Origin of the sequence: Streptomyces sp. NPDC048258 (assembly GCF_043201995.1) — a bacterium.
Lineage (GTDB): Bacteria > Actinomycetota > Actinomycetes > Streptomycetales > Streptomycetaceae > Streptomyces.
The window spans coordinates 1-22782 of record NZ_JBICZH010000010.1 but is presented as its reverse complement, the minus strand read 5'-3'; the positions used below and the strand labels follow the sequence as shown (position 1 = coordinate 22782).

Below are 22782 nucleotides of genomic sequence, written 5' to 3'. Positions count from 1 at the left end.
CCCTCCTTTTCCCCGTGAAGACCCTGACGGGCGCCACCGCCGCCCTCACCCACACCCCGCCGGTCGGCGGCCGCGCGGCGGCAAGGTCATCACCCCCGCCTTCGACATGCCGGTGGGACGCCTGGGCGTCCTGGCCGACCCGCAGGGCGCGCCGTTCGCGGTGATGACGGTGCGCGAACCGGAGCAGCCCGCCTAGTGCTGTGACCGGCAAGGTTCACCGGGTCGCGACGCCCGGCACGGCACTAGCGCTCTCCATACGGGTCAGCGGAACTCGCACCAGACGACCTTGCCGGGCGTGCGGGGCAGCACCCCCCAGTCGTCGGCGAGGGCGGTGACGAGGGTGAGGCCCCGACCGTGCGGCCGGCCGGTGATCCGCGACAGCCCGGGGCCGCTGTCGTGGACCTCGACCCGGACCGTGCCGTCGAAGGTGAGCAGCCGCAGCAGGTAACCCCGGCCGCGCGGGACGCCGTGGCTCAGGGCGTTGGTGGCCAGCTCGCTCACGCAGAGCAACATCTCGTCGTCCCGGTCGGCCACTCCCCAGGCGTGCAAGGTGTCACGTGTGAACTGGCGTGCAGCTGCGATGGTTTGCGGGTTGCGGAGGTAGAGCCGGTCGCGCACGAGGGCGGCTTGAGTATGCAGGTTCACCGGACGATCGTCGCGTTACGTGACTAGCGTGTGGCTGAGCGCCGACCCGTACTCAGTGATGAGTACGGGTCGGCGCGGGGTAAGGCCCGTCCGAGGGTGGGGAGTTCACCGTCATGCCACCGAGGAAACGCGCACGGCCCAATGCGACGACCATGAAGATGGTCGGCACGCAGGTGGCCGCAGCCCGGACCGCCAAGAACATGACCCAGAAGCGGCTCGGCGAACTGGTCCGCCTGGACGCGGAGACGATCGCGTCGATCGAGCAGGGCCGCCGGGCGCTGATGCCGAATGTTGCCGAGCTGATGGATCAGCACCTGGGGCTGCCGGGGTTGTTGACCGTGGCGGCGCTCGGAATGCCCGACAGGGATGCGACCCCCGCCTGGTCCGAGGAATACATGGACCTGGAGCAACGAGCGCTCACGCTCGACTGGTACACCTGCCTCGTCATTCCGGGATTGCTCCAGACCGAGAGCTACATGCGGGCTCTGTTCCGCAGCCGCGTCCCGGCATTCACCCAGGAGGAGATCGACGTCCTGACGTCGCGCCGCTTGGAACGGGCGCAGATCCTGCGCTGCGAGCGTCCTCCGACCCTGTCTTTCATAATCCTGGAAGCAGCGCTCCGTGACCGGATCGGCGGCAACGCCGTCTACGCCGAGCAGGTGCGCCATCTACTGACGTGCACGGAATTCCCGCACGTCACACTCCAGGTACTGCCCCTGGGGCTGGACGCCCACCCAGGCCTGAACGGCTCCTTCACCATGCTGGAAACGCCCGAGCACGAGCATCTCGGCTACTTCGAAGGCCAGCGCGGCAGCAAGCTTGTGACCGACCCTGACGATGTCAGCATCATGACTCAGCGATATGCCATGCTGCGGACCAAGGCCCTCAACCCCGAAGAGACACAGGGCCTGTTGGACCGCATGCTAGGAGAGCTATGAGCATCGCACTGAAGTGGTTCAAGTCCAGTTACAGCGGCGACGACGGTGACCAGTGCGTCGAGGTGGCGACCTGCGCCGACACCGTCCACGTCCGGGACTCCAAGGTCACCGACGGCCCCGTCCTGGACCTCGCCCCGGCGAGCTGGGCCGCCCTTACGGAGTGGACCGCTCGCTGATCAGGCCGGCCAGGCCGTCCAGCAGGCGGCCCAGGCCGAAGCGGAACTGGAAGTCCGGCTCGTCGGACCCCGTGAACGCGGAGGACTCCAGCAGCCGCGTCACCGCTGGGTGGCTCTCCGGGCCGGTCAGCAGCCGCAGCGTGCGTACGTACTGGCCCACCACCTGGTCCGGTGAGACCCCGGACTTCACGATGGCGTCCATCATGTCGGCGGCCATGGTGGCCTCGTTCCGTACGAGCCCGCCGATCAGGATGATCGTCGAGAGCTTCTCGCTCTCCTCCAGGCCCGTGCCGTCCATGGCCGCGAGCCCGCGTTCCATCCAGGCCAGCTGGTTCGGGGTGGCCGGCGGGGCCGTGATCGGGATGCGCAGGATCCAGGGGTTGGCCATCAGCACGGCGCGCTGCGCGTACGCCCAGTCCGACAGCAGCTCCCGCCAGCCCCCCGACCGCGCCTCCGCGGGCAGCGGCGGAGGGGTGCCGACCCCCGCGTCCGACATCAGGATGTAGAGCTCTTCCTTCGCCGTGACGTACCGGTAGAGGGACATCGTCGAGACGCCCAGCTCCTTCGCCACCCGGCCCATGGAGACGGCGTCCATCCCCTCGGTGGCGGCGAGCGCGACGGCCGCGTCCACGATCCGGGGGAGGGTGAGCGTGGGACGCGGCCCCTTGCCGGGACGTTCCCGCAGGCCCCAGGCCATTTCCAGGCTCGCCGGAAGCCCGGTTTCTCCGGCCGGTTCCTTCGCCATCGCCGCCCCTCCTTCCCTCGTGCCCCGCTGAGTCGTTTGACCCACATCCTAGTTCTGTGTATTACTTACACAGAAGCGCGTAACCCATACGCAGAAGGGAGCGTGGTCCCCGATGACCACGAACGACCTCGGTATCCACACCACCGGACTGACCAAGTCCTACGGCGGCCTCCGCGTCCTGGACGGCATCGACCTGGCCGTCCCGCGCGGCAGCGTCATGGCCCTCCTCGGCCCCAACGGCGCCGGCAAGACCACCACCGTCCGCCTGCTCGCCACCCTGACCGCGCCCGACTCCGGCACCGCGCGCGTCGCGGGCCACGACACCGTCGCCGAACGGGCCCTCGTACGCCGCGCCATCAGCCTCACCGGACAGTTCGCGGCCGTCGACGACCTCCAGACCGGCGCCGAGACGCTCCGCATGATGGGCCGCCTGTCCGGGCTCTCCGCACGCGCCGCCCGTACCCGCGCCGACGAGCTGCTCGACCGCTTCGGGCTCACCGAGGCCGCCGGGCGTACGGCGAAGACGTACTCGGGCGGCATGCGGCGGCGCCTCGACCTCGCGGCGAGCCTGGTCTCCCGGCCGGAGGTGATCTTCCTGGACGAGCCGACCACCGGGCTCGACCCGCGCAGCCGCCAGGACCTGTGGGACCTCGTACGGGAACTGCGCGCCGACGGCACGACCGTGCTGCTCACCACGCAGTACCTGGAGGAGGCCGACCGGCTCGCCGACCGCGTCGCCGTCCTGGCCGACGGGCGGATCGCCGCCGAGGGCACCCCCGCCGAGCTCAAGTCCCGCGTCGCGGGGCACCGCCTCGACCTGACCCTCGCCAGCCGGGCCGCCTACGACGCGCTGACCCCGCGCGCGGTCCACCTCGCCCCGGACGAGCTCACCGTCGGCCTGCCGACCGACGGCAGCGCGGCCCACGTCCGCGCGCTGCTCGACGAACTCGACCCGGACCGCACCACCGTGGACCGCTTCGCGGTCCGCAGCGCCACCCTCGACGACGTGTTCCTCACCCTGACGGGAGCCGCTCCGTGAACGTGAACCCCTCCGCCCTCGCCCTCGCCGGCCGCAGCCTGCGCATCAGCAGCCGGCAGCCGGACGCGCTGATCACCGCCCTGATGCTGCCGGTCATGCTGATGCTGATCTTCGTCTACTTCTTCGGCGGGGCGATCGACACGGGAACGGAGTACGTGACGTACGTGGTCCCCGGAGCCATGCTGCTCTGCGCGGGCTTCGGTGCGGCGAGCACCGCCGTCAGCGTCGCGGACGACATGAAGAACGGCGTCATCGACCGCTTCCGCTCCCTGGACATCGGCGGCATCCCGATCCTGGCCGGGCACGTGGCGGCCTCGGTCCTGCGCAACCTGCTGTCCACCGCACTGGTGCTGGCCGTAGCCCTCGCCATCGGCTTCCGCCCCCAGGCCGGTCCTCTCACCTTCCTGGCCGCTGCGGCGCTCCTCGTCACGTACATCACCGCGATCTCGTGGCTGGCGGCCGTACTCGGGCTGCTCGCCAAGTCCCCGGAGGCGGCGGGTGGTTTCACGTTCCTGATGATGTTCCTGCCGTACCCGTCCAGCGCCTTCGTCCCCATCGACACCATGCCCGGCTGGCTCCACGGCTTCGCCGACCACCAGCCCCTGACCCCGGTGATCGAGTCCCTCCGCGCCCTCCTCCTGGACCAGCCCGCGGGCGACGCCCCCTGGGTGGCCCTGACCTGGTGCGCGGCCATCACCACCCTGGCCGTGACCCTGGCGGCAACCCTCTTCAACACCCGAACCCGCTGACGGGCGGCCCAGGGCGCGGCGTCGCCCGGCAGTAGATCAGCACCGGGCCGTTCACGGCCGTTCACCCTGTCCTCGGCCACCGCACCTGTCCAGACGTCGACAGGCCACGGTGGCCGATTCACGGTCCACGGCTCAACGATTGAGGGGGTACGAGTGCCGCCCCGTCGCCTCGTCGATCTCGCTGTGGGCCTTCTGCAGCATCTGCGACGCGAGATCCATGAGCGCGCGAGCGCCCGCGATCTCTTCCCCGACCCTCAGCTGTTCCGGGTCGGAGGGGTGGCGCATGGCGTAGCCGTGCGCTCTGATCTCGGAGCCGTCCCCGAGCCTGACCAGGGCCGCCGCACTGGTGCGGTGGCCCTCCTCGGTGAATTCGAGCTCCACATGCCACCCGACGAGCGTGGACATGGTGCATCACCTCCAGGGGCTCACCCTCCTACCAGGGTGCGCCTACGGGGTGCGGGACGCGAGCGGGGGCGTCCTTCCCGCTGGGCGGGGCTTCCAGGGATGGGCGCCCCGCCCCCACCCCGAACTGAGTACCCGCACTCATGTGCCCACGCCCCCGCACCCGTTGACTGGCGTCATGACCGTGAACCCGACCACCGCCGCCGACCTCGCCCCCTCCCGGGAGCCCCGCGCGTTCCTCGCCACGGGCGTCTCCACGCTGCTCACGCTGCCGCTCACAGCCGTCGCGCTCCTCTGCGTCGGCGTGACGCACGTGGACTGCGCCGGCTGCAAGGGCGCCGTCCTCGACCGGTTCGACACCTCCTACGGCATCGCCTTCACCGTCTTCGCCCTCGGCGTGCTGGTGATCCTCGGCATGCTCGTCGCCGCGTGGACGCTGGCCTGGCAGCGGCGGAACACCGCCGCCAGGCTGTGGCTCGCCGTCATCGCCCCGCCCGCCGTCGTGTTCGACTTCATCGTCTTCTACTGGATCGTCGACTGGCCCTAGCGTCCGGCGTCGACGTCAGGCGTCCGGCGTCAGGCGTTGCGCAGCCAGCCCGCCACCTCGGTCGCCCAGTACGTGAGGATCGTGTCGGCGCCCGCCCGCTTGATGCCCATCAGGGTCTCCAGGATCGCCCGGTCCCGCTCGATCCAGCCCTTCTCCGCCGCCGCCTCGATCATCGCGAACTCGCCGCTGATCTGGTACGCGGCCACCGGCACGTCCACCGCCTGCGCCACCCGGTACAGGATGTCGAGGTAGGGGCCGGCCGGCTTGACCATCACCATGTCGGCGCCCTCCTCCAGGTCCAGCGCCAGCTCCCGCAGGGACTCCCGCGCGTTCGCCGGGTCCTGCTGGTACGTCTTGCGGTCGCCCTGCAGCGAGGACGCCACCGCCTCCCGGAAGGGGCCGTAGAAGGCGGAGGAGTACTTCGCGGTGTAGGCGAGGATCGAGACGTCCTCGTGGCCCGTCTCGTCCAGCGCGTCGCGGATGACGCCGACCTGGCCGTCCATCATCCCGCTCGGGCCCACCACGTGGACGCCCGCGTCGGCCTGGACCTGTGCCATCTCGGCGTACCGCTCCAGCGTCGCGTCGTTGTCGACCCGGCCGTCCGCGTCCAGGACACCGCAGTGCCCGTGGTCCGTGTACTCGTCCAGGCACAGGTCCGACATGATCACCAGGTCGTCCCCGACCTCGGCCTTCACATCGCGGATCGCGACCTGCAGGATCCCGTCCGGCTCGGTACCCGCCGTGCCCAGCGCGTCCTTGTTCTCGTCCGCCGGGACCCCGAACAGCATGATCCCCGAAACCCCGGCCCCGACGGCCTCCACGGCGGCCTTCCGCAGCGTGTCCCGCGTGTGCTGCACGACGCCCGGCATCGCCGAGATCGCCAGGGGCTCACTGATGCCCTCCCGCACGAACGCCGGAAGGATCAGGTCGGAGGGGTGCAGCCGGTTCTCCGCGACCATCCGCCGCATCGCCGGGGTGGTGCGCAGCCGCCGGGGCCGCGAGCCGGGGAAGGATCCGTACGTGCTCATTCGTCAGTCGCCTCTTCGAGCATCGAGAACAGTCGGAACAAGCGTAGGGCCCGACCGCACCGCCTCAAGCCCGCACCCCACCCGCGCCCGCCGAGGCACCGGCGCGCGCGTCCGGCCCGGTGTCCGGCTCCCACCCCGGAGGGGTACCGCACGAGGGCGGGGCCCGGCGCACTCGCGCCGGGCCCCGCCCTCACTTCACTGCCCCACCGCTAGGTGGTACGGCGCCTGCGCGCCCCCGGCCGCCGCTCGCTCGGCCGGAACACCGTCTCGCCGGCCTCCTTGGCCGCCTCGCGGCGCGCCGCGCCGTACTCGGCCAGCGCCTCCGCCAGCTTGCTCACGCTCGGCTCCGGCGACAGCACGTCCACGCGCAGCCCGTGCTCCTCCGCGGTCTTGGCCGTCGCCGGCCCGATACACGCGATGACGGTCACGTTGTGCGGCTTCCCGGCGATGCCGACGAGATTCCGTACGGTGCTCGACGACGTGAACAGCACGGCGTCGAAGCCGCCGCCCTTGATCGCCTCACGCGTGTCCGCCGGCGGCGGCGACGCGCGCACGGTCCGGTAGGCGGTGACGTCGTCGACCTCCCACCCGAGCTCGATCAGCCCGGCGACCAGCGTCTCGGTCGCGATGTCGGCGCGCGGCAGGAAGACGCGGTCGATCGGGTCGAAGACCGGGTCGTACGGGGGCCAGTCCTCCAGCAGCCCGGCCGCGGACTGCTCCCCGCTCGGCACCAGGTCCGGCTTCACACCGAACTCCACGAGCGCGGCCGCGGTCTGCTCGCCCACCGCGGCGACCTTGATCCCGGCGAAGGCACGCGCGTCGAGCCCGTACTCCTCGAACTTCTCCCGGACGGCCTTCACCGCGTTCACGCTGGTGAAAGCGATCCACTCGTAGCGGCCCGTCACCAGGCCCTTCACGGCCCGCTCCATCTGCTGCGGGGTCCGCGGCGGCTCCACGGCGATGGTCGGCACCTCGTGGGGCACCGCGCCGTACGAACGCAGCTGGTCGGAGAGCGAAGCGGCCTGCTCCTTCGTACGCGGTACGAGCACCCGCCAGCCGAACAGCGGCTTCGACTCGAACCAGGCCAGCTCCTCACGCCGCGCGGCGGCGCTGTGCTCACCGACCACGGCTATGACCGGCCGGGCGCCCTCGGGCGACGGGAGCACCTTGCCCTGCTTGAACACCTGGGCGATCGTGCCCAGCGTCGCGTTCCAGGTCCGCTGCCGCGTGGTCGTACCGGCCACGGTCACCGTGAGCGGGGTGTCGGGCTTGCGCCCGGCGCTCACCAGCTCGGTGGCGGCGGCCGAGACCGTCTCCAGCGTCGCGGAGACGACCAGGATCCCGTCGCTCGACCCCACCTCGCTCCAGCAGCGCGCCGACGCGGTCCTCGCGTCCACGAACCGCACACCGTTGTCGTCGCCCCGCTTGTCCCGGAGCGGCACACCCGCGTACGCGGGCACGCCCACGGCGGTGGGGATGCCCGGGACCACCTCGAAGGGGATTCCCTCGGTGGCGCAGACGAGCATCTCCTCGGCCGTGTTCCCGTCGAGGCCGGGGTCACCGGTGACGGCACGCACGACCCGCCTGCCGGAGCGCGCGGCCTCCATGACAAGATTGGCGGCGTCTCGGATCACCGGGACCCCGGCGGCTGCTGACACTTCGTCAGCGACCGTCAGCTGCGGCGTGTCGACTCCCGCGCGGGCATGCGTCCGCACGACGTCGAGCACCTCGGGCTCCGCGATCAGTACGTCCGCGGCGGCCAGCGCCTCCACGGCGCGCAGCGTCAGCAGACCCGGGTCGCCGGGGCCGGCACCGAGGAAGGTGACGTGTCCGTGGGCGGCGACGACCGGAAAAGCGGAGGTGGTCGGACTTGAGGGGTTCAAAGCGATCGCTCCCCCATCAGACCGGCCGCGCCCTTGGCCAGCATCTCGTCCGCGAGTTCGCGGCCGAGCGCCATGGCCTCGTCGTACGACTGGGGCACGGGACCGGTGGTGGACAGCTGCACCAGCGTCGAGCCGTCGAGGGTTCCGACGACGCCGCGCAGGCGCATTTCATTGACAATCTGCCCGTCGGCCAACAGGTCGGCGAACGCGCCCACGGGTGCGCTGCAGCCGGCCTCCAGGGCGGCGAGCAGGGAACGCTCCGCGGTCACGGCGGCCCGGGTGTGCGGGTCGTCGAGCTCGCCGAGCGCGGCGATGAGGTCGGCGTCGGAGGCCAGGCACTCCACGGCCAGGGCTCCCTGGCCGGGGGCCGGCAGGACGCTGTCGACCGACAGCAGGTCGGTCGCCTCGTCACCGCGCCCGATCCGGTTGAGTCCGGCGGCCGCGAGGACGACGGCGTCGAGCTCGCCGTTCCGTACGAAGCCGATCCGGGTGTCGACGTTGCCGCGGATCGGCACCGTCTCGATCCGCTTGCCGAGCGACAGCGCCAGGTGGTTGAGCTGGGCCGTGCGCCGCGGCGAACCGGTACCGATCCGGGCCCCGTCGGGCAGCTGCTCGAAGGTCAGGCCGTCGCGGGCGACGAGCGCGTCCCGCGCGTCCTCGCGCCGCGGCATGGCCGCGATCACGAGGTCGTCGGGCTGCGCGGTCGGCAGGTCCTTCAGCGAGTGCACGGCGAAGTCGACCTCGCCGCGCAGCAGCGCGTCACGCAGGGCGGTGACGAACACGCCCGTCCCGCCGATCTGCGCGAGGTGCTCGCGCGACACGTCGCCGTAGGTCGTGATCTCCACGAGCTCGACGGGACGGCCGGTGACCGCCCGTACCGCCTCGGCGACATGGCCTGACTGGGACATGGCCAGCTTGCTGCGCCGCGTGCCGAGCCGCAGGGGCTGGTCGAGACGTGGGTTCATGATGCCCGTCCTGAGTCGTCGTTCTTGTCTGCCGCGTCGGCCCGGCTGACGGAGGCCACCGTCTGCGGGTCGAGGTCGAAGAGTTCACGCAGCGCCTCGGCGTACCCGGCGCCGCCGGGCTCGCTCGCGAGCTGCTTGACGCGCACGGTCGGCGCGTGCAGGAGTTTGTCGACGACGCGGCGTACGGTCTGGGTGACCTCGGCCCGCTGCCGTTCGTCGAGATCGGGTACCCGCCCGTCGAGGCGCGCCACTTCCATGGCCACGACCTCGGCCGCCATGGCCCGCAGGGCGACGACGGTGGGCGTGATGTGCGCGGCCCGCTGGGCGGCGCCGAAGGCCGCCACTTCCTCGGCCACTATCGCGCGCACGGCGTCGACGTCGGCCGCCATCGGGGCGTCCGCGGACGCCTCCGCGAGCGACTCGATGTCCACGAGCCGTACGCCCGGAATCCGGTGCACGGCGGCGTCGATGTCCCGGGGCATGGCCAGGTCCAGCAGCGCGAGGCGCGCGGTCGCGCCGTCGGTGTGGGTACGGGTGCTGCGCCGGGGCTGCCGCTGTGCGGCGGCCTCGCCCTGGTCGGCCCAGGTCCCGTGCAGCTCCAGCGAGTTGGCGTCGACCCCGGTCAACGCGGCCCGCCCATCGGGCCCCACGGGACACCCGTCGCCCTCCGCGGCAGCCGCAATGGTCCGCGCAGCCCCGGCATCGGCCAACCGCCCACCGTCCCGCGCAGCAGCGGCAAGCCGGGCGACAACATCGGCCGAAACCAGCCCCGCCGGCGATTGAGGCGCGGGGGTCCGGGGGCGGAGCCCCTGGGAGGCCTGGGGCGCAGCCCCGGCCTCTGCCTGCTCCGCCGGCGCAAGCCCATCGGCGGCGCCCCAGGACACGGCGGCGAGCACGTCATCGGCGGTCAGCACCAGCCCGGTGGCACCGGTGCAGGACACCACCACATCGACTCGTGTCAGCTCATCGGCGACACCGGACATCGCAACGGCCGACGCCGCCACCCCGGTGCCCGAGGCAACCAGAATCTCGGCCAACCGCTCCGCCCGCTCGGCGGTCCGGTTCGCAACCACGATCTCGGCGACCCCGACCCGCGCCAGCGTCGCCGCGGCCAGCGAGGACATCGACCCGGCCCCGATCACCAGCGCCCGCTTCCCGGCGGCCCACTCCGCCACCGGCACGTGCACGGCGAGCTGCTCCAGCCCGAACGTCACCAGCGACTGCCCCGCCCGGTCGATCCCGGTCTCGGAGTGCGCCCGCTTGCCGACCCGCAGCGCCTGCTGGAACAGGTCGTTGATCAGCCGCCCGGCGGTGTGCGTCTCCTGCCCCAGCGCCAGCGCGTCCTTGATCTGGCCGAGGATCTGCCCCTCGCCCACGACCATCGAGTCCAGCCCGCACGCCACCGAGAACAGGTGGTGCACCGCCCGGTCCTCGTAGTGCACGTACAGGTAAGGGGTGAGCTCCTCCAGCGCGACCCCGCTGTGCTGCGCGAGCAGCGTGGAGAGCTCCGCGACACCGGCGTGGAACTTGTCCACGTCCGCGTACAGCTCGATCCGGTTGCACGTGGCGAGCACCGCCGCCTCCGCCGCCGGCTCGGCGGCGAGGGTGTCGTGCAGCAGCTTCAGCTTCGCGTCGGCCGACAGCGAGGCACGCTCCAGCACGCTCACGGGCGCACTGCGGTGGCTCAGCCCTACGACGAGCAGACTCATGCCGGCATCACCGCCGGTACGTCACCCTCGGGGTTGCCCTTGCGCGCCTCGGCGGCGGCCCGGCCGGCCGGCGGCACGACGGCCGCGGCGGGGGCGGCGCCGCCCACGGTGGAACCGCCCTCGGCAGCGGCGGCCGCGGCTTCCTCGCCGGCCTTGCGCTGCTCGTGGAACGCCAGGATCTGGAGCTCGATCGACAGGTCGACCTTGCGTACGTCCACGCCCTCGGGCACGGAGAGCACGGTCGGGGCGAAGTTCAGGATGGAGGTGACACCGGCCGCGATCAGCCGCTCGCTGACCTGCTGCGCTGCGCCGGCCGGCGTGGCGATGACGCCGATCGAGACGCCGTTCTCCTCGATGATCTTTTCCAGCTCGTCGGTGTGCTGCACGGGGATCCCGGCCACCGGCTTGCCGGCCATGGCCGGGTCGGCGTCGATCAGCGCGGCCACGCGGAAGCCGCGCGACGCGAAACCGCCGTAGTTGGCGAGGGCGGCGCCGAGGTTGCCGATGCCGACGATGACGACCGGCCAGTCCTGGGTCAGCCCGAGCTCGCGGGAGATCTGGTAGACGAGGTACTCGACGTCGTACCCGACGCCGCGCGTCCCGTAGGAACCGAGGTACGAGAAGTCCTTGCGCAGCTTCGCGGAGTTGACTCCGGCGGCGGCCGCGAGCTCCTCGGAGGACACCGTGGGCACCGATCGCTCGGAGAGCGCGGTGAGGGCGCGCAGGTACAGCGGAAGCCGGGCGACAGTGGCCTCGGGAATACCTCGGCTGCGGGTCGCCGGTCGGTGAGTTCGGCCAGTTGCCACGATGCTCCTGCGGGATGAGCGGGGCTGCAGGCGGTCACTTGTCCCAAGACCGCCCCGTCGACAGCAGGCTATGCCTTTGTGAACGCGTGCACAAAGATTGTGTCCGCTTTGTCCGAGCAAAGTGACCGGGGTCACGCAACTTCGCCACCCGGAGCGGGAACCGGCGGCACGCCGAACCCGTTCAATTCCCAAAGGGGGCAAAACCGTACACACTCCTCACAGATACGCCCCCGAGACCCCATAAATCGCCCACGATGGTAACCGGGAAGCGGGTCAGTCCCCCAACGCCCGCCGCAGCCGGTCAGGGTTCACCCTCCAGAAGGTGTGCTGCTCGCCGTCCACCAGCACCACCGGAATCTGCTCCCAGTACAGCCGGTAGAGCTCCTCGTCCTGCGAGATGTCCTTCTTCTCCCATTGCGCACCGGTCTCCGCGCAGACCTTCTCGATCACCTCCTGTGCGTCATCACACAGATGGCACCCCGGCTTCCCGACGAGCGTCACCATCCGCTCGCCGGGACGCTTCTTTTCCTTGCGGCGCAACAAAGGACTCATGCCCTACATTCTCGCGCGCCCGTACGTAACAGGAGCGCCCCGAAGAGTTCACGCCTCCGCATCCCATCGGTTCGGGAACTCCCGAACACAGTGGCTATGCTCGCGTCATGGCCGCTCTGGGATGGCTCACCCCCCGTAGGCGCTCCGCCACCGCGCGGAGCGTGCTGGCAGGCGAGGCCTCGGCCGAGGCCGCCCGCAAGACCGCGCTGGCCGAAGCCCCACCCCTCACCGGACCCGAAGCGGAACCGGAAGAGGTACGGGGCGAGGCAGCCGAAGAGGCAGTGGAAGAGGCACCGGCCGAGCCGGAGTTCCCCGTGGCGGGCGACGACCTCGCCGCCGCCTTCTTCGACCTCGACAACACCGTCATGCAGGGCGCCGCGATCTTCCACTTCGGCCGCGGCCTCTACAAGCGCGAGTTCTTCCGCCGCCGCGAGCTCGCCCGCTTCGCCTGGCAGCAGGCCTGGTTCCGGCTCGCCGGGGTCGAGGACCCCGAGCACATGCAGGACGCCCGCGACAGCGCCCTGTCCATCGTCAAGGGCCACAAGGTCTGCGAACTGATGGCCATCGGCGAGGAGATCTACGACGAGTACATGGCCGAGCGGATCTGGCCGGGCACCCGCGCCCTGGCCCAGGCCCACCTCGACGCCGGCCAGAAGGTCTGGCTCGTCACCGCCGCCCCCGTCGAGACCGCCACGATCATCGCCCGCCGGCTCGGCCTGACCGGGGCGCTGGGCACCGTCGCCGAATCCGTGGACGGCGTCTACACCGGCCGCCTCGTCGGCGAGCCCCTGCACGGCCCCGCCAAGGCGGAGGCGGTGCGCGCGCTGGCCGCCGCCGAGGGCCTGGATCTGGACCGCTGCGCCGCGTACAGCGATTCGCACAACGACATCCCGATGCTGTCCCTGGTCGGGCATCCGTACGCGATCAATCCCGATACAAAACTGCGCAAGCATGCCCGGACCAACGACTGGCGGCTGCGCGACTATCGGACCGGCCGCAAGGCCGTGAAGGTCGGCGTCCCGGCGGCCGCCGGAGTCGGCGCGATCGCGGGCGGCGCGGCCGCCGCCATCGCCCTGCACCGCCGCCGCAAGTAGCCGCGACAGGCCCCCACCGGCCCCGCCCGCGCCCCGGCCGCCGTACGGCCGGGGCGCGAGGCATTCGCTCACTTCTACCCGCGCCCGCCGCGCGGCACTCCGGCATGCCCGACTCGGTCGCGAGCCCCCGTAGAAGCGTCCATTCCGCGCATGCAAGTGATCAAGAATCGATCACCAACTGCGACTGAATATGCCCTCGACACGCAACAGAAGTGTCGGAACCGGTGATTTGAGCAACTGGGTGTAGCGCTGCCTGTACGAAGCGTTATTCTCCTCAAACGCATGCCACCGCCCATCTGTCGCCACGACGGGTGAACGGTCCCGCACTGCACGTGATGGAAGCTCTGCCTCTGGGAGTCCCGTGTACCCACCTGTCGGGGTTGACGCCTCGGGCCTGGCTACGCTGCGCGCAACGGTCCTCGACCACCTGCGTGGCTTCGTCCCCACCGCGTACGCCGTCCCCGCCTTCGCCGCCGCGGTCCCTGCCGGCCTCGGCCCGGCCGGTCCTTGCTATGCCCTGACCGACGGCGGAGCGACGGTGGGCAGACGAGGCCGCGCGGCCGGGGGCTCCGCCGGCACCGCCGGCACGAGCACCCAGGCCACCACCCACCGCCGCCCCACCGCGGACAGCGACCAGGCCCGCATGATGGACCTGGTCGAACGCGCCCAGGCCGGCGAGGCCGACGCCTTCGGCCGCCTGTACGACCAGTACAGCGACACGGTCTACCGCTACATCTACTACCGCGTCGGCGGCAAGGCGACCGCGGAGGACCTCACCAGCGAGACCTTCCTCCGCGCGCTGCGCCGCATCTCGACCTTCACCTGGCAGGGCCGCGACTTCGGCGCCTGGCTCGTGACGATCGCCCGCAACCTGGTGGCGGACCACTTCAAGTCCAGCCGCTTCCGGCTGGAGGTCACCACCGGCGAGATGCTCGACGCGAACGAGGTCGAGCGCAGCCCCGAGGACTCCGTCCTGGAGTCCCTCTCCAACGCGGCCCTGCTGGAGGCCGTACGCAAACTCAATCCGCAGCAGCAGGAGTGCGTGACCCTGCGCTTCCTGCAGGGCCTCTCGGTCGCCGAGACGGCCCGGGTGATGGGAAAGAACGAGGGCGCCATCAAGACGCTCCAGTACCGGGCGGTCCGCACGCTGGCCCGCCTCCTCCCGGACGACGCCCGCTGACCCGTGCACACCTCAACACAACCTCACATACATCCGGTGACCCCTCGATGACGCTGTGGTCCGATCATCCTTCGTCCGTAACCCAAGTGCCGCGACGCTCGTTGTGCGGAATGCAGGCTCCCTGTGGACACGCCCTGCCTGAAGCCGCTCACTCGAAAGGGTGGATGTGCTCAAGCAAGGCAACCTTCCGGACACCTTGGGGAGTCGATCGTCATGACGAGAGGAGGTGCCGCCAGTGATCGCGAACGTGACTCCGCACCGGCGGGCGAACGCCTTCGCCCAGGCCCTGGAGGATCGGACCCCGTCCGACCCTTCGGAACCGGATCCGGCGGCCGAGCAGTCCGAGGCACCTGCCGAACCTGCCGACCACGACCGGTTGTTGGCCCTGGCGAGCGTGCTCGGCGAACGAATGCCGCGCCCGGTGCTGGACCCACAGGTCAAAGTGGTGCAGCGAGCCCAGCTCGTTGCCGCCATGGAGGCCATGGTGCTGGAGGAGAGGGCCGGGGGCGGTGCCGCCGCGGGCCCTCAAGTGCCCGAACAGCGGACCGGCCGCGGCGCCCACCGGGCGACGTCGCTCCGGAACTTGCGGCCCCGCTCCCGCTGGTCCAAGGGCATTGCAGCGGGCGGCCTCACCGTGGGTGTGGCCGCGGGGGCCTTCAGCGGAGTGGCCGCTGCCAGTTCCGACGCCCTGCCCGGTGACCACCTCTACCCCGTGAAGCGGGGCGTGGAGGACCTGAAGCTCGGGCTGACCGACGACGATTCGGACCGGGGCGAGCTCTATCTCGACCAGGCCTCGAACCGCCTGTCGGAAGCCCGCAGGCTGATGGAGCGCGGCCGGGGCGGAAGCGTGCTGGACCACGAGGTCCTGGGCGAGATCCGCCGAGCACTGGCGGGAATGAAGCACGACGCGGAGGAGGGCCACCGGCTCCTCCAGGCCGCGTACGAACGGGACGGCGAGCTGGGCCCCATCCAGACGCTGTCCTCGTTCTCCCGCTCCCACCGCGACGTGTGGGGCAAGCTCCGGGAGAAGCTCCCCGTGCAGCTCACGGACGTGGGCGGTGAGGTGGAGTCGGTCTTCCAGGCCATAGACGAAGACGTGGCGCCGCTCCAGGGTCTGCTCCCCAAGCCACCGGAACAGCCCCGCGGTACCGGCGCACCCGGCTCCTCGGCCAAGCCGGGCACCCCCGGCGCCAAACAGCAGTCCGCGCCCGCCTCCGGCACCCCGTCGGGCAGCCCCGCGCCGTCGCCCTCGGGCAGCGGCAGCCGGCCGCCGACCACGGGTGGCCTCCTGGGCGGTACGGGCGACCTGCTGAACCCGCCCCAGGGACAGTCCGCCCCGCCCTCCCCGGGCACTCCGGACCTCCCCAAGCCGGACATCACCCTCCCGCCCCTGCTCCCGGGCCTCCTCCCGGGCCTGGGCATCAACGCGGAGGACACCGAGTAGAACGCGCGAACGCCGGCGAGGCACATCAGCCTCGCCGGCGTTTGGGGCGCAGACCTGGGGCAGCGCCCCAGCACTCAACGGTCAGAAGAAGACGGACCGCCGCTGCACCAGCAGCTTGTACAGCGTGTGCTGGATCTGCTCCCGCACCTCGTCCGTCAGGTTGAACATCAGCATCGGATCCTCCGCCGCCTCCGCCGCATAACCCGCGGTGGCGATCGGCTCGCCGAACTGGATCGTCCACTTCGTCGGCAACGGCACCGCCCCCAGCGGCCCCAGCCACGGGAACGTCGGCGTGATCGGGAAGTACGGGATCCCCAGCAGCCGCGCGAGCGTCTTCGCGTTGCCGACCATCGGGTAGATCTCCTCCGCCCCCACGATCGAGCACGGCACGATCGGCGTCCCCGCCCGCAGCGCCGTGGACACGAACCCGCCCCGCCCGAAGCGCTGGAGCTTGTACCGGTCCCCGAACGGCTTCCCTATCCCCTTGAAGCCCTCCGGCATCACACCGACCAGCTCCCCGGCCTCCAGCAGCCGTTGCGCGTCCTCCGCGCACGCCAGGGTGTGACCGGCCTTGCGGGCCAGCTCGTTCACCACCGGCAGCATGAACACCAGGTCCGCCGCCAGCAGTCGCAGGTGCCGCCGCGCCGGGTGGTGGTCGTGCACGGCGACCTGGAGCATCAGCCCGTCCAGCGGCAGGGTCCCCGAGTGGTTCGCCACGATCAGCGCACCGCCCTCCGCCGGGATGTTCTCGATGCCCTTGACCTCGACCCGGAAGTACTTGTCGTACAGCGGCCGCATCAGGGACATCAGGACCTGGTCCGTCAGCTCCTTGTCGTAGCCGAACTCGTCGACCTCGTAGTCCCCGGTGACCCGCCGCCGCAGGAATGCCAGCCCGCCGGCGATGCGCCGGTCCCAGCCGCCGCGGGACTCCGCCCCGGCCGGCTCCGGAGCGACGGGCGGGGCCACCGGATCCGGAGCGGGCACCGCCCGCACCCTGCGGGGCGCCCGTCGGCGCGACCGGTCCTCGTCGAACGGAATGACCTTGGCATCCGCCACTATCGCTTCGCTCCTTCAGCCGCGTCGACGTCGTCGTCCAAGCCGTCTGCCCCCAGCATCGCAGCCACCCGGTCCACGGCCCGCCCCACCCGCTCCGGCGGCAGCAGCCCGCTCCCGCGGCTGCGCGCGAAGTCCGCGAACGTCTCGGCGGTCGTGTACATGGGCTCGAAACCGAGCACTTCCCGCATCTGCGTGGTCTCCACGACCCGCCCGTGCGTGAGGAGCCTTATCTGCTCCGGCGAGAAGTCCGTGACACCCACCGCCCGCAGCGCCGACCCCGCCCACGTCACGGCGGGCAGCAGCAGCGGCAGCGTAGGCCGCCCGAGCCGCCGCGAGCACTGCGACAGCAGCAGTACGCCGTCACCCGCGATGTTGAAGGTCCCGCTGTTCAGCGTCCCGCGCCGCGGCTCCTGCGCCGCCAGCCGCAGCACGTCGAGCACATCGTCCTCGTGGACGAACTGCAGCCGCGGGTCGTAGCCCAGCACGGTCGGCATCACGGGGATCGAGAAGTACTCGGCGAGCGCCGAGTCCGCGAAGGGCCCCAGGATGTTCGCGAACCGCAGTACGCACACCGCGACGTCCGGCCGCCTGCGCGCGAAGCCCCGTACGTACCCTTCGACCTCGGCGGCGTCCTTGGCGAAGCCGCCCGCCGGCAGCGACTTGGGCTGCGTGGTCTCGGTGAAGACGGCCGGATCCCGCGAGGTGCCCCCGTACACGCTGGTACTGGACTTCACCACGAGCCGCCGTACCGTCGGGGACTTCTGGCAGGCCCCGAGGAGCTGCATCGTCCCGATGACGTTCGTTTCCTTGACGGTGCTGTGCGCACCGCCGGTTCTGCCCCCGGTGACCGCCAGGTGGACCACCGTGTCCACGGCGTGCTCGGCCAGCACGCGGGCGATCGCCGACTGTCTGATGTCCGTACGGACGAACTCGGCCGATCCGAGCCGGTGCGGCGGAGTCACCGCGTCGACCGCGATCACCCGCTCGACTTCCGGGTCGCGCTGGATGCGGCGCACGAAGCGGCCCCCCAGCTGCCGGGCAGCCCCGGTGACGAGTACGACCTTGCCCACGTGCTCAGCGCCTCCCTCGAAGAAGTCCCCCGGCTGCACCGCAGCCCCCCCACCAGAATGGTGGAGGGGCTGCGGAAAACACGTACAGCTGCCGTTTACTTCTTGTTACGGCGCTGGACGCGGGTGCGCTTGAGCAGCTTGCGGTGCTTCTTCTTGGCCATCCGCTTGCGCCGCTTCTTGATAACAGAGCCCACGACTACCCTCGCTCACTTCTCTTTACTGGTGCGGGGCGTCTGGGCCCACACGACCTACGTCGGCCTAGCCTACCCGCCCAAGCTCTGAGCTTGTAATCCGAGCCCTTCCAGGGAGTCACGGGCATCAGTCTCAGGCCGACTCCACCCCCACATAGGACTCTCGGAGGTACTCGTGGACCGCATTTTCGGGGACCCGGAAGGACCGGCCCACCCGGATTGCGGGCAGATGACCGTTGTGCACCAGCCGGTACACGGTCATCTTTGACACTCGCATCACCGAGGCGACCTCCGCCACGGTCAGGAACTGAACCTCGCTGAGAGGCCTCTCGCCAGCAGCCATGACACACCTTGACCTTCCGCGCATGACGGGCACCGGCTTCCCCTCCGGTTACTCCTCGTCGTCGCACGCTCACTCCCCAGAGTAGGGGCGCGTGATACGAGTGGGGAAGAGGAGCTACGGCCACTCCTTTCACCCCGACAGACTCGCCCGATTGAGTACATAGCGAGTAAGCGGCCGGTAGTAGTCCGCACGCACCGCGTCATCCAGCGGAACGGCCACCGAGACCCGCCCCTCGGCCTCGCCGACGAACGGCGCGGGATCGTTCGTATCCGCCAGCCCGATCGCGTCCACACCCAGCTGACCTGCACCGCAGACCCACCCGTGGTCCCCCACCACCAGCTCCGGCAGCGGCCCGCCGGCCTCCGCGAGGGCCCCCAGCGCGATCCGAACCGGCAGGGGCGAATGGGAGTGTGCGCCGGTCACACTCCCCGTCGGCCGCACGCCGGGTTCCCGCACCAGTGCGACCCCCCGTACGTAATCGATGCTGTACGTGCGTACGCCGAACCGGGTCGCCATGTCGACACTCGCCCCCTGCGCCGGGGTGAGGACAACACATCCCGCCGCCGACATCGCCTCGGCCAACCCGGCGTAGAACCCCAGGAGCCGATGCGGGTGCCCCGTCCCGAACAGCACCGGGGACCGCGCCCCGGCCGCCACGCGCAGCCGCCCCGCGAAGGCCTCCAGCGCCGCCACCGTCAGCTCCGGATCGATCACGTCCGGCCCGCTGACGTGCGCGGGGTCCGCCGAGACCCCGCACTTGTCCGCCATCAGCCTCAGCAGGTCACCCTCGCCCCAGCCCCACTCCGGATCCAGCCCGAGCAGCACCCGCGGATCGCGCGCCGCGAACAACCGGTAGCTGCGCAGGCTCTCCTCCCGGGAGGTGGCGATCGGCCCGGCCAACCGGGCGGCCAGCAGATGCGCACGCAGCGCGCCGGTGCTCAACACCCTCCGATGCTGCCTCAAAGAACCTGGTGGATCATCAGTTCCGGCGAACAGCCGCACAGTCGGCGTAACGGCACATCGTCAGGTCAGCATTCCGCGCAGCGGGAACACCGCGCGCCGCGTCGCCAGAACGGCTTGATCCGTGCGGTCCGCCGGGTCGTAGCCCGCGTCCCAGTCCCGCCACTCCGGCGTGCGCCCGTCCGTCATCCGGGCCGGCGCCAGCGCGCGCGTCCGCGCGTACACCTCGTCCCGCCACGAGGCCGGGATGGCCGTCTCCGGGTCGACGGGCCGGTGCGCGGCGATCGCCACCAGGTGCGTCCACGACCGCGGCACGACGTCCACCACCGCGTACCCGCCGCCGCCCAGCGCGAGCCACCGCCCGTCCGCGTACTCGTGCGCGAGCCGGTGACAGGCCTCCTGGACGGCCCGCTGGGCGTCCAGGGACACCGCCAGGTGCGCGAGCGGGTCCTCGAAGTGCGTGTCCGCCCCGTGCTGGGTCACCAGCACCTGCGGCCGGAAGTCCGCCAGCAGCTCCGGCACGACTCCGTGGAAGGCCCGCAGCCACCCCTCGTCCCCGGTCCCCGCGGGCAGCGCGATGTTCACCGCCGATCCCTCGGCCGCCGGCCCGCCCGTCTCCTCCGGCCAGCCGGTCTGCGGGAACAGCGTCCGCGGATGCTCGTGCAGGGAAACGGTCAGCACCCGCGGGTCGTCCCAGAACGCCGCCTGTACGCCGTCCCCGTGATGGACGTCCACGTCCACGTACGCGACCCGCTCGGCCCCCAGCTCCAGCAGCCGCGCGACGGCCAGGGCGGCGTCGTTGTACACGCAGAAGCCGGCCGCGCCGCCCGGCATGGCGTGGTGCAGCCCGCCGGCGAAGTTCACGGCGTGCTCGGCCTCACCGCGCCAGATCGCCTCCGCGCCCGCCACCGACTGCCCGGCGATCAGCGCCGAGGCCTCGTGCATGCCGTGGAAGGCCGGATCGTCCATGGTGCCCAGCCCGTACGAACCGTCGGCGACCCCGGGATCCGCCGACACCTCGCGCACCGCGGCGACGTAGTCGTCCCGGTGGACCAGCTTCAGTGTCGAGTCCCCGGCCGCGCGGGCCGACCGTACCTCCATGTCCCGGTCCAGCCCGAAGGCGCGTACCAGGCCCATGGTCAGCGCCAGACGCACCGGATCCATCGGATGGCTGGGCCCGAAGTCATACTTCGTTACCGCCTCGTCCCACATCAACAACCCGCGGCCGCTCATGCCCGACACCGTATCGGGCCTCCCGCGGTCCGAACGAGCGGGCGTAGAACAGAGTGATCAGGACGAGAACCATCGGCACGAGCATCGCGCCCCGGTAGCTCCAGGCGTCCCCGATCCCGCCGACGAGCGGCGACCCGATCAGGAAGCCGACGTAGTTGAAGATGTTCAGCCGGGCGATGGCGGTGTCCGACCCACCCGGGAACAACCTCCCGGCGGCGGCGAAGGTCTGCGGCACGATCACGCACAGCCCGATCCCCAGCAGCGTGAAGCCGAGCATCCCCGCCCACGCGCCCGGAGCGGCGGCCACGACGGCGAAACCGGAGGCAGCGACCACCGTCCCGGCCCGCACGACGGCCGCGGCCCCGAACCGCCGCACGCCCAGGTCCCCGACGGCCCGCCCTAGGAGCGTGGTCACCATGTAGACGTTGTACGGGACGGTCGCCAGCTGCTCGGAGCTCCCCAGCACGTCCTGCAAGTACTTGGCACTCCAGTTCGCCACCGTCGAGTCGCCGATGTACGCGCACGCCATCACCAGGCAGAGCGGCAGCAGCAGCTTGCCGCCGCCGGCGCCCAGCCCCTTCTCCTGGACCGCGCCGGAGGGCGTGTCCACGTAGTCGCGGCTCGCCAGCAGGGCGAGCGGCAGCAGCAGGACCACGGCGGGCAGATAGGAGACGAACAGGTCCAGATGCCAGTGCGCCCCGGCCCACGCGGCCGAGGCACCCAGGATCCCGCCGAGGCTGTACGCGGCGTGGAAGCCCAGCATGATGCTGCGCCCGTACGCCCGCTGCAGGCTGACCCCGAGCATGTTCATCGAGGCGTCCAGCGCACCGACCGACAGACCGAACGCCCCCAGGGCCACGGCCACATGCCACATCTGGCTGCCGGCGCCGACCCCCAGCAGGGACAGCAGCACCAGCGGCTGCGCCCACCTGAGCACCGCGCTGGGCGCCACCCGCTTCACGAGGTGCTCGGTGGCGACGCTCGACGCGCCCGCGAGGACCGGCACGGCGGCGAGGAAGGCGGGCAGCAGCCCGTCGGATATCCCGTACCGGTCCTGAATGGCCGGAATCCGGGTCACGAGCAGGGCGAAGGCGACACCCTGCGCGAAGAAGCTGAACCCCAGAGCGCTACGCCCGCGCCGCAGCCGCACATCAACCGTCATGGCGGGTCAGCGTAGGCCCCGGGGCTACCGGTGGGTAGAGCGATCACATGGGCAGTTGCAGGAGCCCCGGGAGCTGCTTCATGTCACCGAAGTACGCGGTGGCCCCGCCGAGCTGCTCGGCGGGCACCATCGAGGTGAACGCGAACACGTCCATGCCCGCGGCCAGTGCGGCCTGCACGCCGAGCGGGCTGTCCTCGACGACGACGCACCGCGCGGGCTCCACACCCATCGACCGGGCCGCGTGCAGGAACAGCTCGGGCTCCAGCTTCCCCTGGCCGACGTCCTCGGAGCTGAAGATCCACTCCTCCTCGAACCACCCGTCGAGCCCGGCCGCCCGGTGCCCGACCCGGATCCGCTCGTGGCTCGAGGAGGAGGCCAGGCAGTACCCGACGCCGTTCGCGGTGAGCGCCCCGAGCACTTCCTCCACACCGGGGACGGGCTTCAGGTCCCGCTCGAACGCGGCGAAGGTGCGCGCGTACAGCGTCTCGTCGAAGTCGGCCGGCAGCCTCTCCCCGGTCCGCTCCAGGACGAGGTCGTGCACCCGGTGCACGGCTGCCCCCATGTAGTCGCGGAGCGACTCCTCGTAGGAGGTCGGGTGACCCAGCTCGGTCAGGTACCCGGCGAGGATGCTGTTGGCGAGCGGCTCACTGTCCACCAGCACGCCGTCGTTGTCGAAGATGACGAGGTCATAGCCCATACCCCAACCCTACGAGCCGTCAGCTCGGAACCCACCCGACCCCATGCCGGGCATCCGACGGATTTCTGCCCCTGAACGCAGAAAAGCCCCGCACCGGACCCCGAAGGGTCTGGTGCGGGGCTTCCGCAATGATTGTTCGGCGGCGTCCTACTCTCCCACAGGGTCCCC

25 protein-coding genes are annotated in these 22782 nt (G+C 71.2%); 8 read left to right on the top strand and 17 right to left on the bottom strand.

The window, feature by feature from the left end; translation table 11 throughout:
• Positions 1 to 261: 261 nt before the first annotated feature.
• Positions 262 to 645, bottom strand: coding sequence for an ATP-binding protein (locus ACGFYQ_RS22635; RefSeq protein WP_393746614.1), 384 nt, complete (start codon positions 643 to 645; stop codon positions 262 to 264).
• Between the two features lie 152 nt (positions 646 to 797).
• Between ACGFYQ_RS22635 and ACGFYQ_RS22630 the strand changes: the two genes are divergently transcribed.
• Both ACGFYQ_RS22630 and ACGFYQ_RS22625 read left to right on the top strand, forming a co-directional pair.
• Entirely contained in the window at positions 798 to 1583 is a 786-nt protein-coding gene (locus ACGFYQ_RS22630; RefSeq protein WP_393746612.1) for a Scr1 family TA system antitoxin-like transcriptional regulator, read from the top strand.
• The gene (locus tag ACGFYQ_RS22625) at positions 1580 to 1759 is read left to right on the top strand and encodes a DUF397 domain-containing protein (protein ID WP_393746610.1); all 180 of its coding nucleotides are present in this window, start codon (positions 1580 to 1582) and stop codon (positions 1757 to 1759) included. The genes ACGFYQ_RS22630 and ACGFYQ_RS22625 overlap by 4 nt, the downstream gene beginning before the upstream one ends.
• Here ACGFYQ_RS22625 and ACGFYQ_RS22620 read toward each other — a convergent pair.
• A complete protein-coding gene (locus ACGFYQ_RS22620) occupies positions 1737 to 2504 on the bottom strand; it encodes a TetR/AcrR family transcriptional regulator (RefSeq protein ID WP_393746608.1) in 768 nt (255 codons plus the stop codon). The genes ACGFYQ_RS22625 and ACGFYQ_RS22620 overlap by 23 nt on opposite strands.
• 112 nt (positions 2505 to 2616) lie before the next feature.
• Between ACGFYQ_RS22620 and ACGFYQ_RS22615 the strand changes: the two genes are divergently transcribed.
• Both ACGFYQ_RS22615 and ACGFYQ_RS22610 read left to right on the top strand, forming a co-directional pair.
• Positions 2617 to 3543 (top strand): ATP-binding cassette domain-containing protein, encoded by a 927-nt coding sequence (locus ACGFYQ_RS22615; RefSeq protein ID WP_393746606.1) that lies wholly within the window; start codon positions 2617 to 2619, stop codon positions 3541 to 3543.
• Positions 3540 to 4292: an ABC transporter permease gene (locus tag ACGFYQ_RS22610; RefSeq protein ID WP_393746604.1), complete on the top strand. Its 753-nt coding sequence runs from the start codon at positions 3540 to 3542 to the stop codon at positions 4290 to 4292. Before ACGFYQ_RS22615 ends, ACGFYQ_RS22610 begins: the two co-directional genes overlap by 4 nt.
• 132 nt (positions 4293 to 4424) lie before the next feature.
• Here the strand turns inward: ACGFYQ_RS22610 and ACGFYQ_RS22605 are convergent, their stop codons facing one another.
• Positions 4425 to 4697, bottom strand: a complete 273-nt coding sequence (locus ACGFYQ_RS22605; protein WP_393746602.1) for a DUF1876 domain-containing protein — start codon at positions 4695 to 4697, stop codon at positions 4425 to 4427.
• A 175-nt stretch (positions 4698 to 4872) separates the two neighbouring features.
• Between ACGFYQ_RS22605 and ACGFYQ_RS22600 the strand changes: the two genes are divergently transcribed.
• Entirely contained in the window at positions 4873 to 5241 is a 369-nt protein-coding gene (locus tag ACGFYQ_RS22600) for a hypothetical protein (protein ID WP_393746600.1), read from the top strand.
• Between the two features lie 29 nt (positions 5242 to 5270).
• Here the strand turns inward: ACGFYQ_RS22600 and hemB are convergent, their stop codons facing one another.
• The 6 genes from hemB to ACGFYQ_RS22570 form a co-directional block, all read right to left on the bottom strand.
• Positions 5271 to 6269 (bottom strand): porphobilinogen synthase, encoded by a 999-nt coding sequence (hemB, locus tag ACGFYQ_RS22595; protein WP_393746598.1) that lies wholly within the window; start codon positions 6267 to 6269, stop codon positions 5271 to 5273.
• Between the two features lie 209 nt (positions 6270 to 6478).
• Positions 6479 to 8152 carry a uroporphyrinogen-III synthase gene (locus ACGFYQ_RS22590; protein WP_393746596.1) on the bottom strand — a complete coding sequence of 558 codons (1674 nt, stop codon included), beginning with the start codon at positions 8150 to 8152 and terminating at the stop codon, positions 6479 to 6481.
• Complete coding sequence (hemC, locus tag ACGFYQ_RS22585; protein ID WP_393746594.1) at positions 8149 to 9117, bottom strand: hydroxymethylbilane synthase; 969 nt, start codon at positions 9115 to 9117, stop codon at positions 8149 to 8151. Before hemC ends, ACGFYQ_RS22590 begins: the two co-directional genes overlap by 4 nt.
• A complete protein-coding gene (locus ACGFYQ_RS22580) occupies positions 9114 to 10826 on the bottom strand; it encodes a glutamyl-tRNA reductase (RefSeq protein ID WP_393746592.1) in 1713 nt (570 codons plus the stop codon). Before ACGFYQ_RS22580 ends, hemC begins: the two co-directional genes overlap by 4 nt.
• Complete coding sequence (locus ACGFYQ_RS22575; RefSeq protein ID WP_393746590.1) at positions 10823 to 11632, bottom strand: redox-sensing transcriptional repressor Rex; 810 nt, start codon at positions 11630 to 11632, stop codon at positions 10823 to 10825. The genes ACGFYQ_RS22580 and ACGFYQ_RS22575 overlap by 4 nt, the downstream gene beginning before the upstream one ends.
• Before the next feature lie 273 nt (positions 11633 to 11905).
• Positions 11906 to 12184 (bottom strand): glutaredoxin family protein, encoded by a 279-nt coding sequence (locus ACGFYQ_RS22570; protein WP_393746588.1) that lies wholly within the window; start codon positions 12182 to 12184, stop codon positions 11906 to 11908.
• Positions 12185 to 12291: 107 nt separating this feature from the next.
• Between ACGFYQ_RS22570 and ACGFYQ_RS22565 the strand changes: the two genes are divergently transcribed.
• The 3 genes from ACGFYQ_RS22565 to ACGFYQ_RS22555 all read left to right on the top strand — a co-directional run bounded on the left by ACGFYQ_RS22565 (position 12292) and on the right by ACGFYQ_RS22555 (position 15902).
• Entirely contained in the window at positions 12292 to 13278 is a 987-nt protein-coding gene (locus ACGFYQ_RS22565) for an HAD family hydrolase (RefSeq protein ID WP_393746586.1), read from the top strand.
• A 361-nt stretch (positions 13279 to 13639) separates the two neighbouring features.
• Positions 13640 to 14458 carry an ECF subfamily RNA polymerase sigma factor, BldN family gene (locus ACGFYQ_RS22560; RefSeq protein ID WP_393746584.1) on the top strand — a complete coding sequence of 273 codons (819 nt, stop codon included), beginning with the start codon at positions 13640 to 13642 and terminating at the stop codon, positions 14456 to 14458.
• A 235-nt stretch (positions 14459 to 14693) separates the two neighbouring features.
• Complete coding sequence (locus tag ACGFYQ_RS22555) at positions 14694 to 15902, top strand: DUF5667 domain-containing protein (protein ID WP_393746582.1); 1209 nt, start codon at positions 14694 to 14696, stop codon at positions 15900 to 15902.
• An 81-nt stretch (positions 15903 to 15983) separates the two neighbouring features.
• Here the strand turns inward: ACGFYQ_RS22555 and ACGFYQ_RS22550 are convergent, their stop codons facing one another.
• The 8 genes from ACGFYQ_RS22550 to ACGFYQ_RS22515 form a co-directional block, all read right to left on the bottom strand.
• Positions 15984 to 16958, bottom strand: a complete 975-nt coding sequence (locus ACGFYQ_RS22550) for a lysophospholipid acyltransferase family protein (protein ID WP_393746580.1) — start codon at positions 16956 to 16958, stop codon at positions 15984 to 15986.
• Entirely contained in the window at positions 16958 to 18028 is a 1071-nt protein-coding gene (locus ACGFYQ_RS22545; RefSeq protein ID WP_393746578.1) for an NAD-dependent epimerase/dehydratase family protein, read from the bottom strand. Before ACGFYQ_RS22545 ends, ACGFYQ_RS22550 begins: the two co-directional genes overlap by 1 nt.
• A gap of 95 nt (positions 18029 to 18123) precedes the next feature.
• On the bottom strand, positions 18124 to 18222 hold the full coding sequence (locus ACGFYQ_RS22540; RefSeq protein WP_003948845.1) for a 30S ribosomal protein bS22: 99 nt from the start codon (positions 18220 to 18222) through the stop codon (positions 18124 to 18126).
• Positions 18223 to 18352: 130 nt separating this feature from the next.
• Entirely contained in the window at positions 18353 to 18562 is a 210-nt protein-coding gene (locus tag ACGFYQ_RS22535) for a helix-turn-helix domain-containing protein (protein WP_008738568.1), read from the bottom strand.
• Positions 18563 to 18691: 129 nt separating this feature from the next.
• Positions 18692 to 19507, bottom strand: coding sequence for a phosphatase (locus ACGFYQ_RS22530; RefSeq protein ID WP_393746576.1), 816 nt, complete (start codon positions 19505 to 19507; stop codon positions 18692 to 18694).
• A gap of 78 nt (positions 19508 to 19585) precedes the next feature.
• Complete coding sequence (locus ACGFYQ_RS22525) at positions 19586 to 20755, bottom strand: acetoin utilization protein AcuC (protein WP_393746574.1); 1170 nt, start codon at positions 20753 to 20755, stop codon at positions 19586 to 19588.
• Positions 20706 to 21917, bottom strand: a complete 1212-nt coding sequence (locus tag ACGFYQ_RS22520) for an MFS transporter (protein ID WP_393746572.1) — start codon at positions 21915 to 21917, stop codon at positions 20706 to 20708. The genes ACGFYQ_RS22525 and ACGFYQ_RS22520 overlap by 50 nt, the downstream gene beginning before the upstream one ends.
• 43 nt (positions 21918 to 21960) lie before the next feature.
• A complete protein-coding gene (locus ACGFYQ_RS22515) occupies positions 21961 to 22614 on the bottom strand; it encodes an HAD family hydrolase (RefSeq protein WP_393746570.1) in 654 nt (217 codons plus the stop codon).
• Positions 22615 to 22782: the final 168 nt, after the last annotated feature.

Bases quoted from the DNA above. Each gene is read 5' to 3' on its own strand.
- ACGFYQ_RS22630 (WP_393746612.1), top strand. From the start codon at position 798: ATGAAGATGGTCGGCACGCAGGTGGCCGCAGCCCGGACCGCCAAGAAC.
- ACGFYQ_RS22535 (WP_008738568.1), bottom strand. From the start codon at position 18,562: ATGGCTGCTGGCGAGAGGCCTCTCAGCGAGGTTCAGTTCCTGACCGTG.
- ACGFYQ_RS22565 (WP_393746586.1), top strand. From the start codon at position 12,292: ATGGCCGCTCTGGGATGGCTCACCCCCCGTAGGCGCTCCGCCACCGCG.
- ACGFYQ_RS22520 (WP_393746572.1), bottom strand. From the start codon at position 21,917: ATGACGGTTGATGTGCGGCTGCGGCGCGGGCGTAGCGCTCTGGGGTTC.
- ACGFYQ_RS22600 (WP_393746600.1), top strand. From the start codon at position 4,873: ATGACCGTGAACCCGACCACCGCCGCCGACCTCGCCCCCTCCCGGGAG.
- ACGFYQ_RS22580 (WP_393746592.1), bottom strand. From the start codon at position 10,826: ATGAGTCTGCTCGTCGTAGGGCTGAGCCACCGCAGTGCGCCCGTGAGC.
- ACGFYQ_RS22515 (WP_393746570.1), bottom strand. From the start codon at position 22,614: ATGGGCTATGACCTCGTCATCTTCGACAACGACGGCGTGCTGGTGGAC.
- ACGFYQ_RS22525 (WP_393746574.1), bottom strand. From the start codon at position 20,755: ATGAGCGGCCGCGGGTTGTTGATGTGGGACGAGGCGGTAACGAAGTAT.
- ACGFYQ_RS22605 (WP_393746602.1), bottom strand. From the start codon at position 4,697: ATGTCCACGCTCGTCGGGTGGCATGTGGAGCTCGAATTCACCGAGGAG.
- hemC (WP_393746594.1), bottom strand. From the start codon at position 9,117: ATGAACCCACGTCTCGACCAGCCCCTGCGGCTCGGCACGCGGCGCAGC.
- ACGFYQ_RS22620 (WP_393746608.1), bottom strand. From the start codon at position 2,504: ATGGCGAAGGAACCGGCCGGAGAAACCGGGCTTCCGGCGAGCCTGGAA.
- hemB (WP_393746598.1), bottom strand. From the start codon at position 6,269: ATGAGCACGTACGGATCCTTCCCCGGCTCGCGGCCCCGGCGGCTGCGC.
- ACGFYQ_RS22615 (WP_393746606.1), top strand. From the start codon at position 2,617: ATGACCACGAACGACCTCGGTATCCACACCACCGGACTGACCAAGTCC.
- ACGFYQ_RS22625 (WP_393746610.1), top strand. From the start codon at position 1,580: ATGAGCATCGCACTGAAGTGGTTCAAGTCCAGTTACAGCGGCGACGAC.
- ACGFYQ_RS22570 (WP_393746588.1), bottom strand. From the start codon at position 12,184: ATGAGTCCTTTGTTGCGCCGCAAGGAAAAGAAGCGTCCCGGCGAGCGG.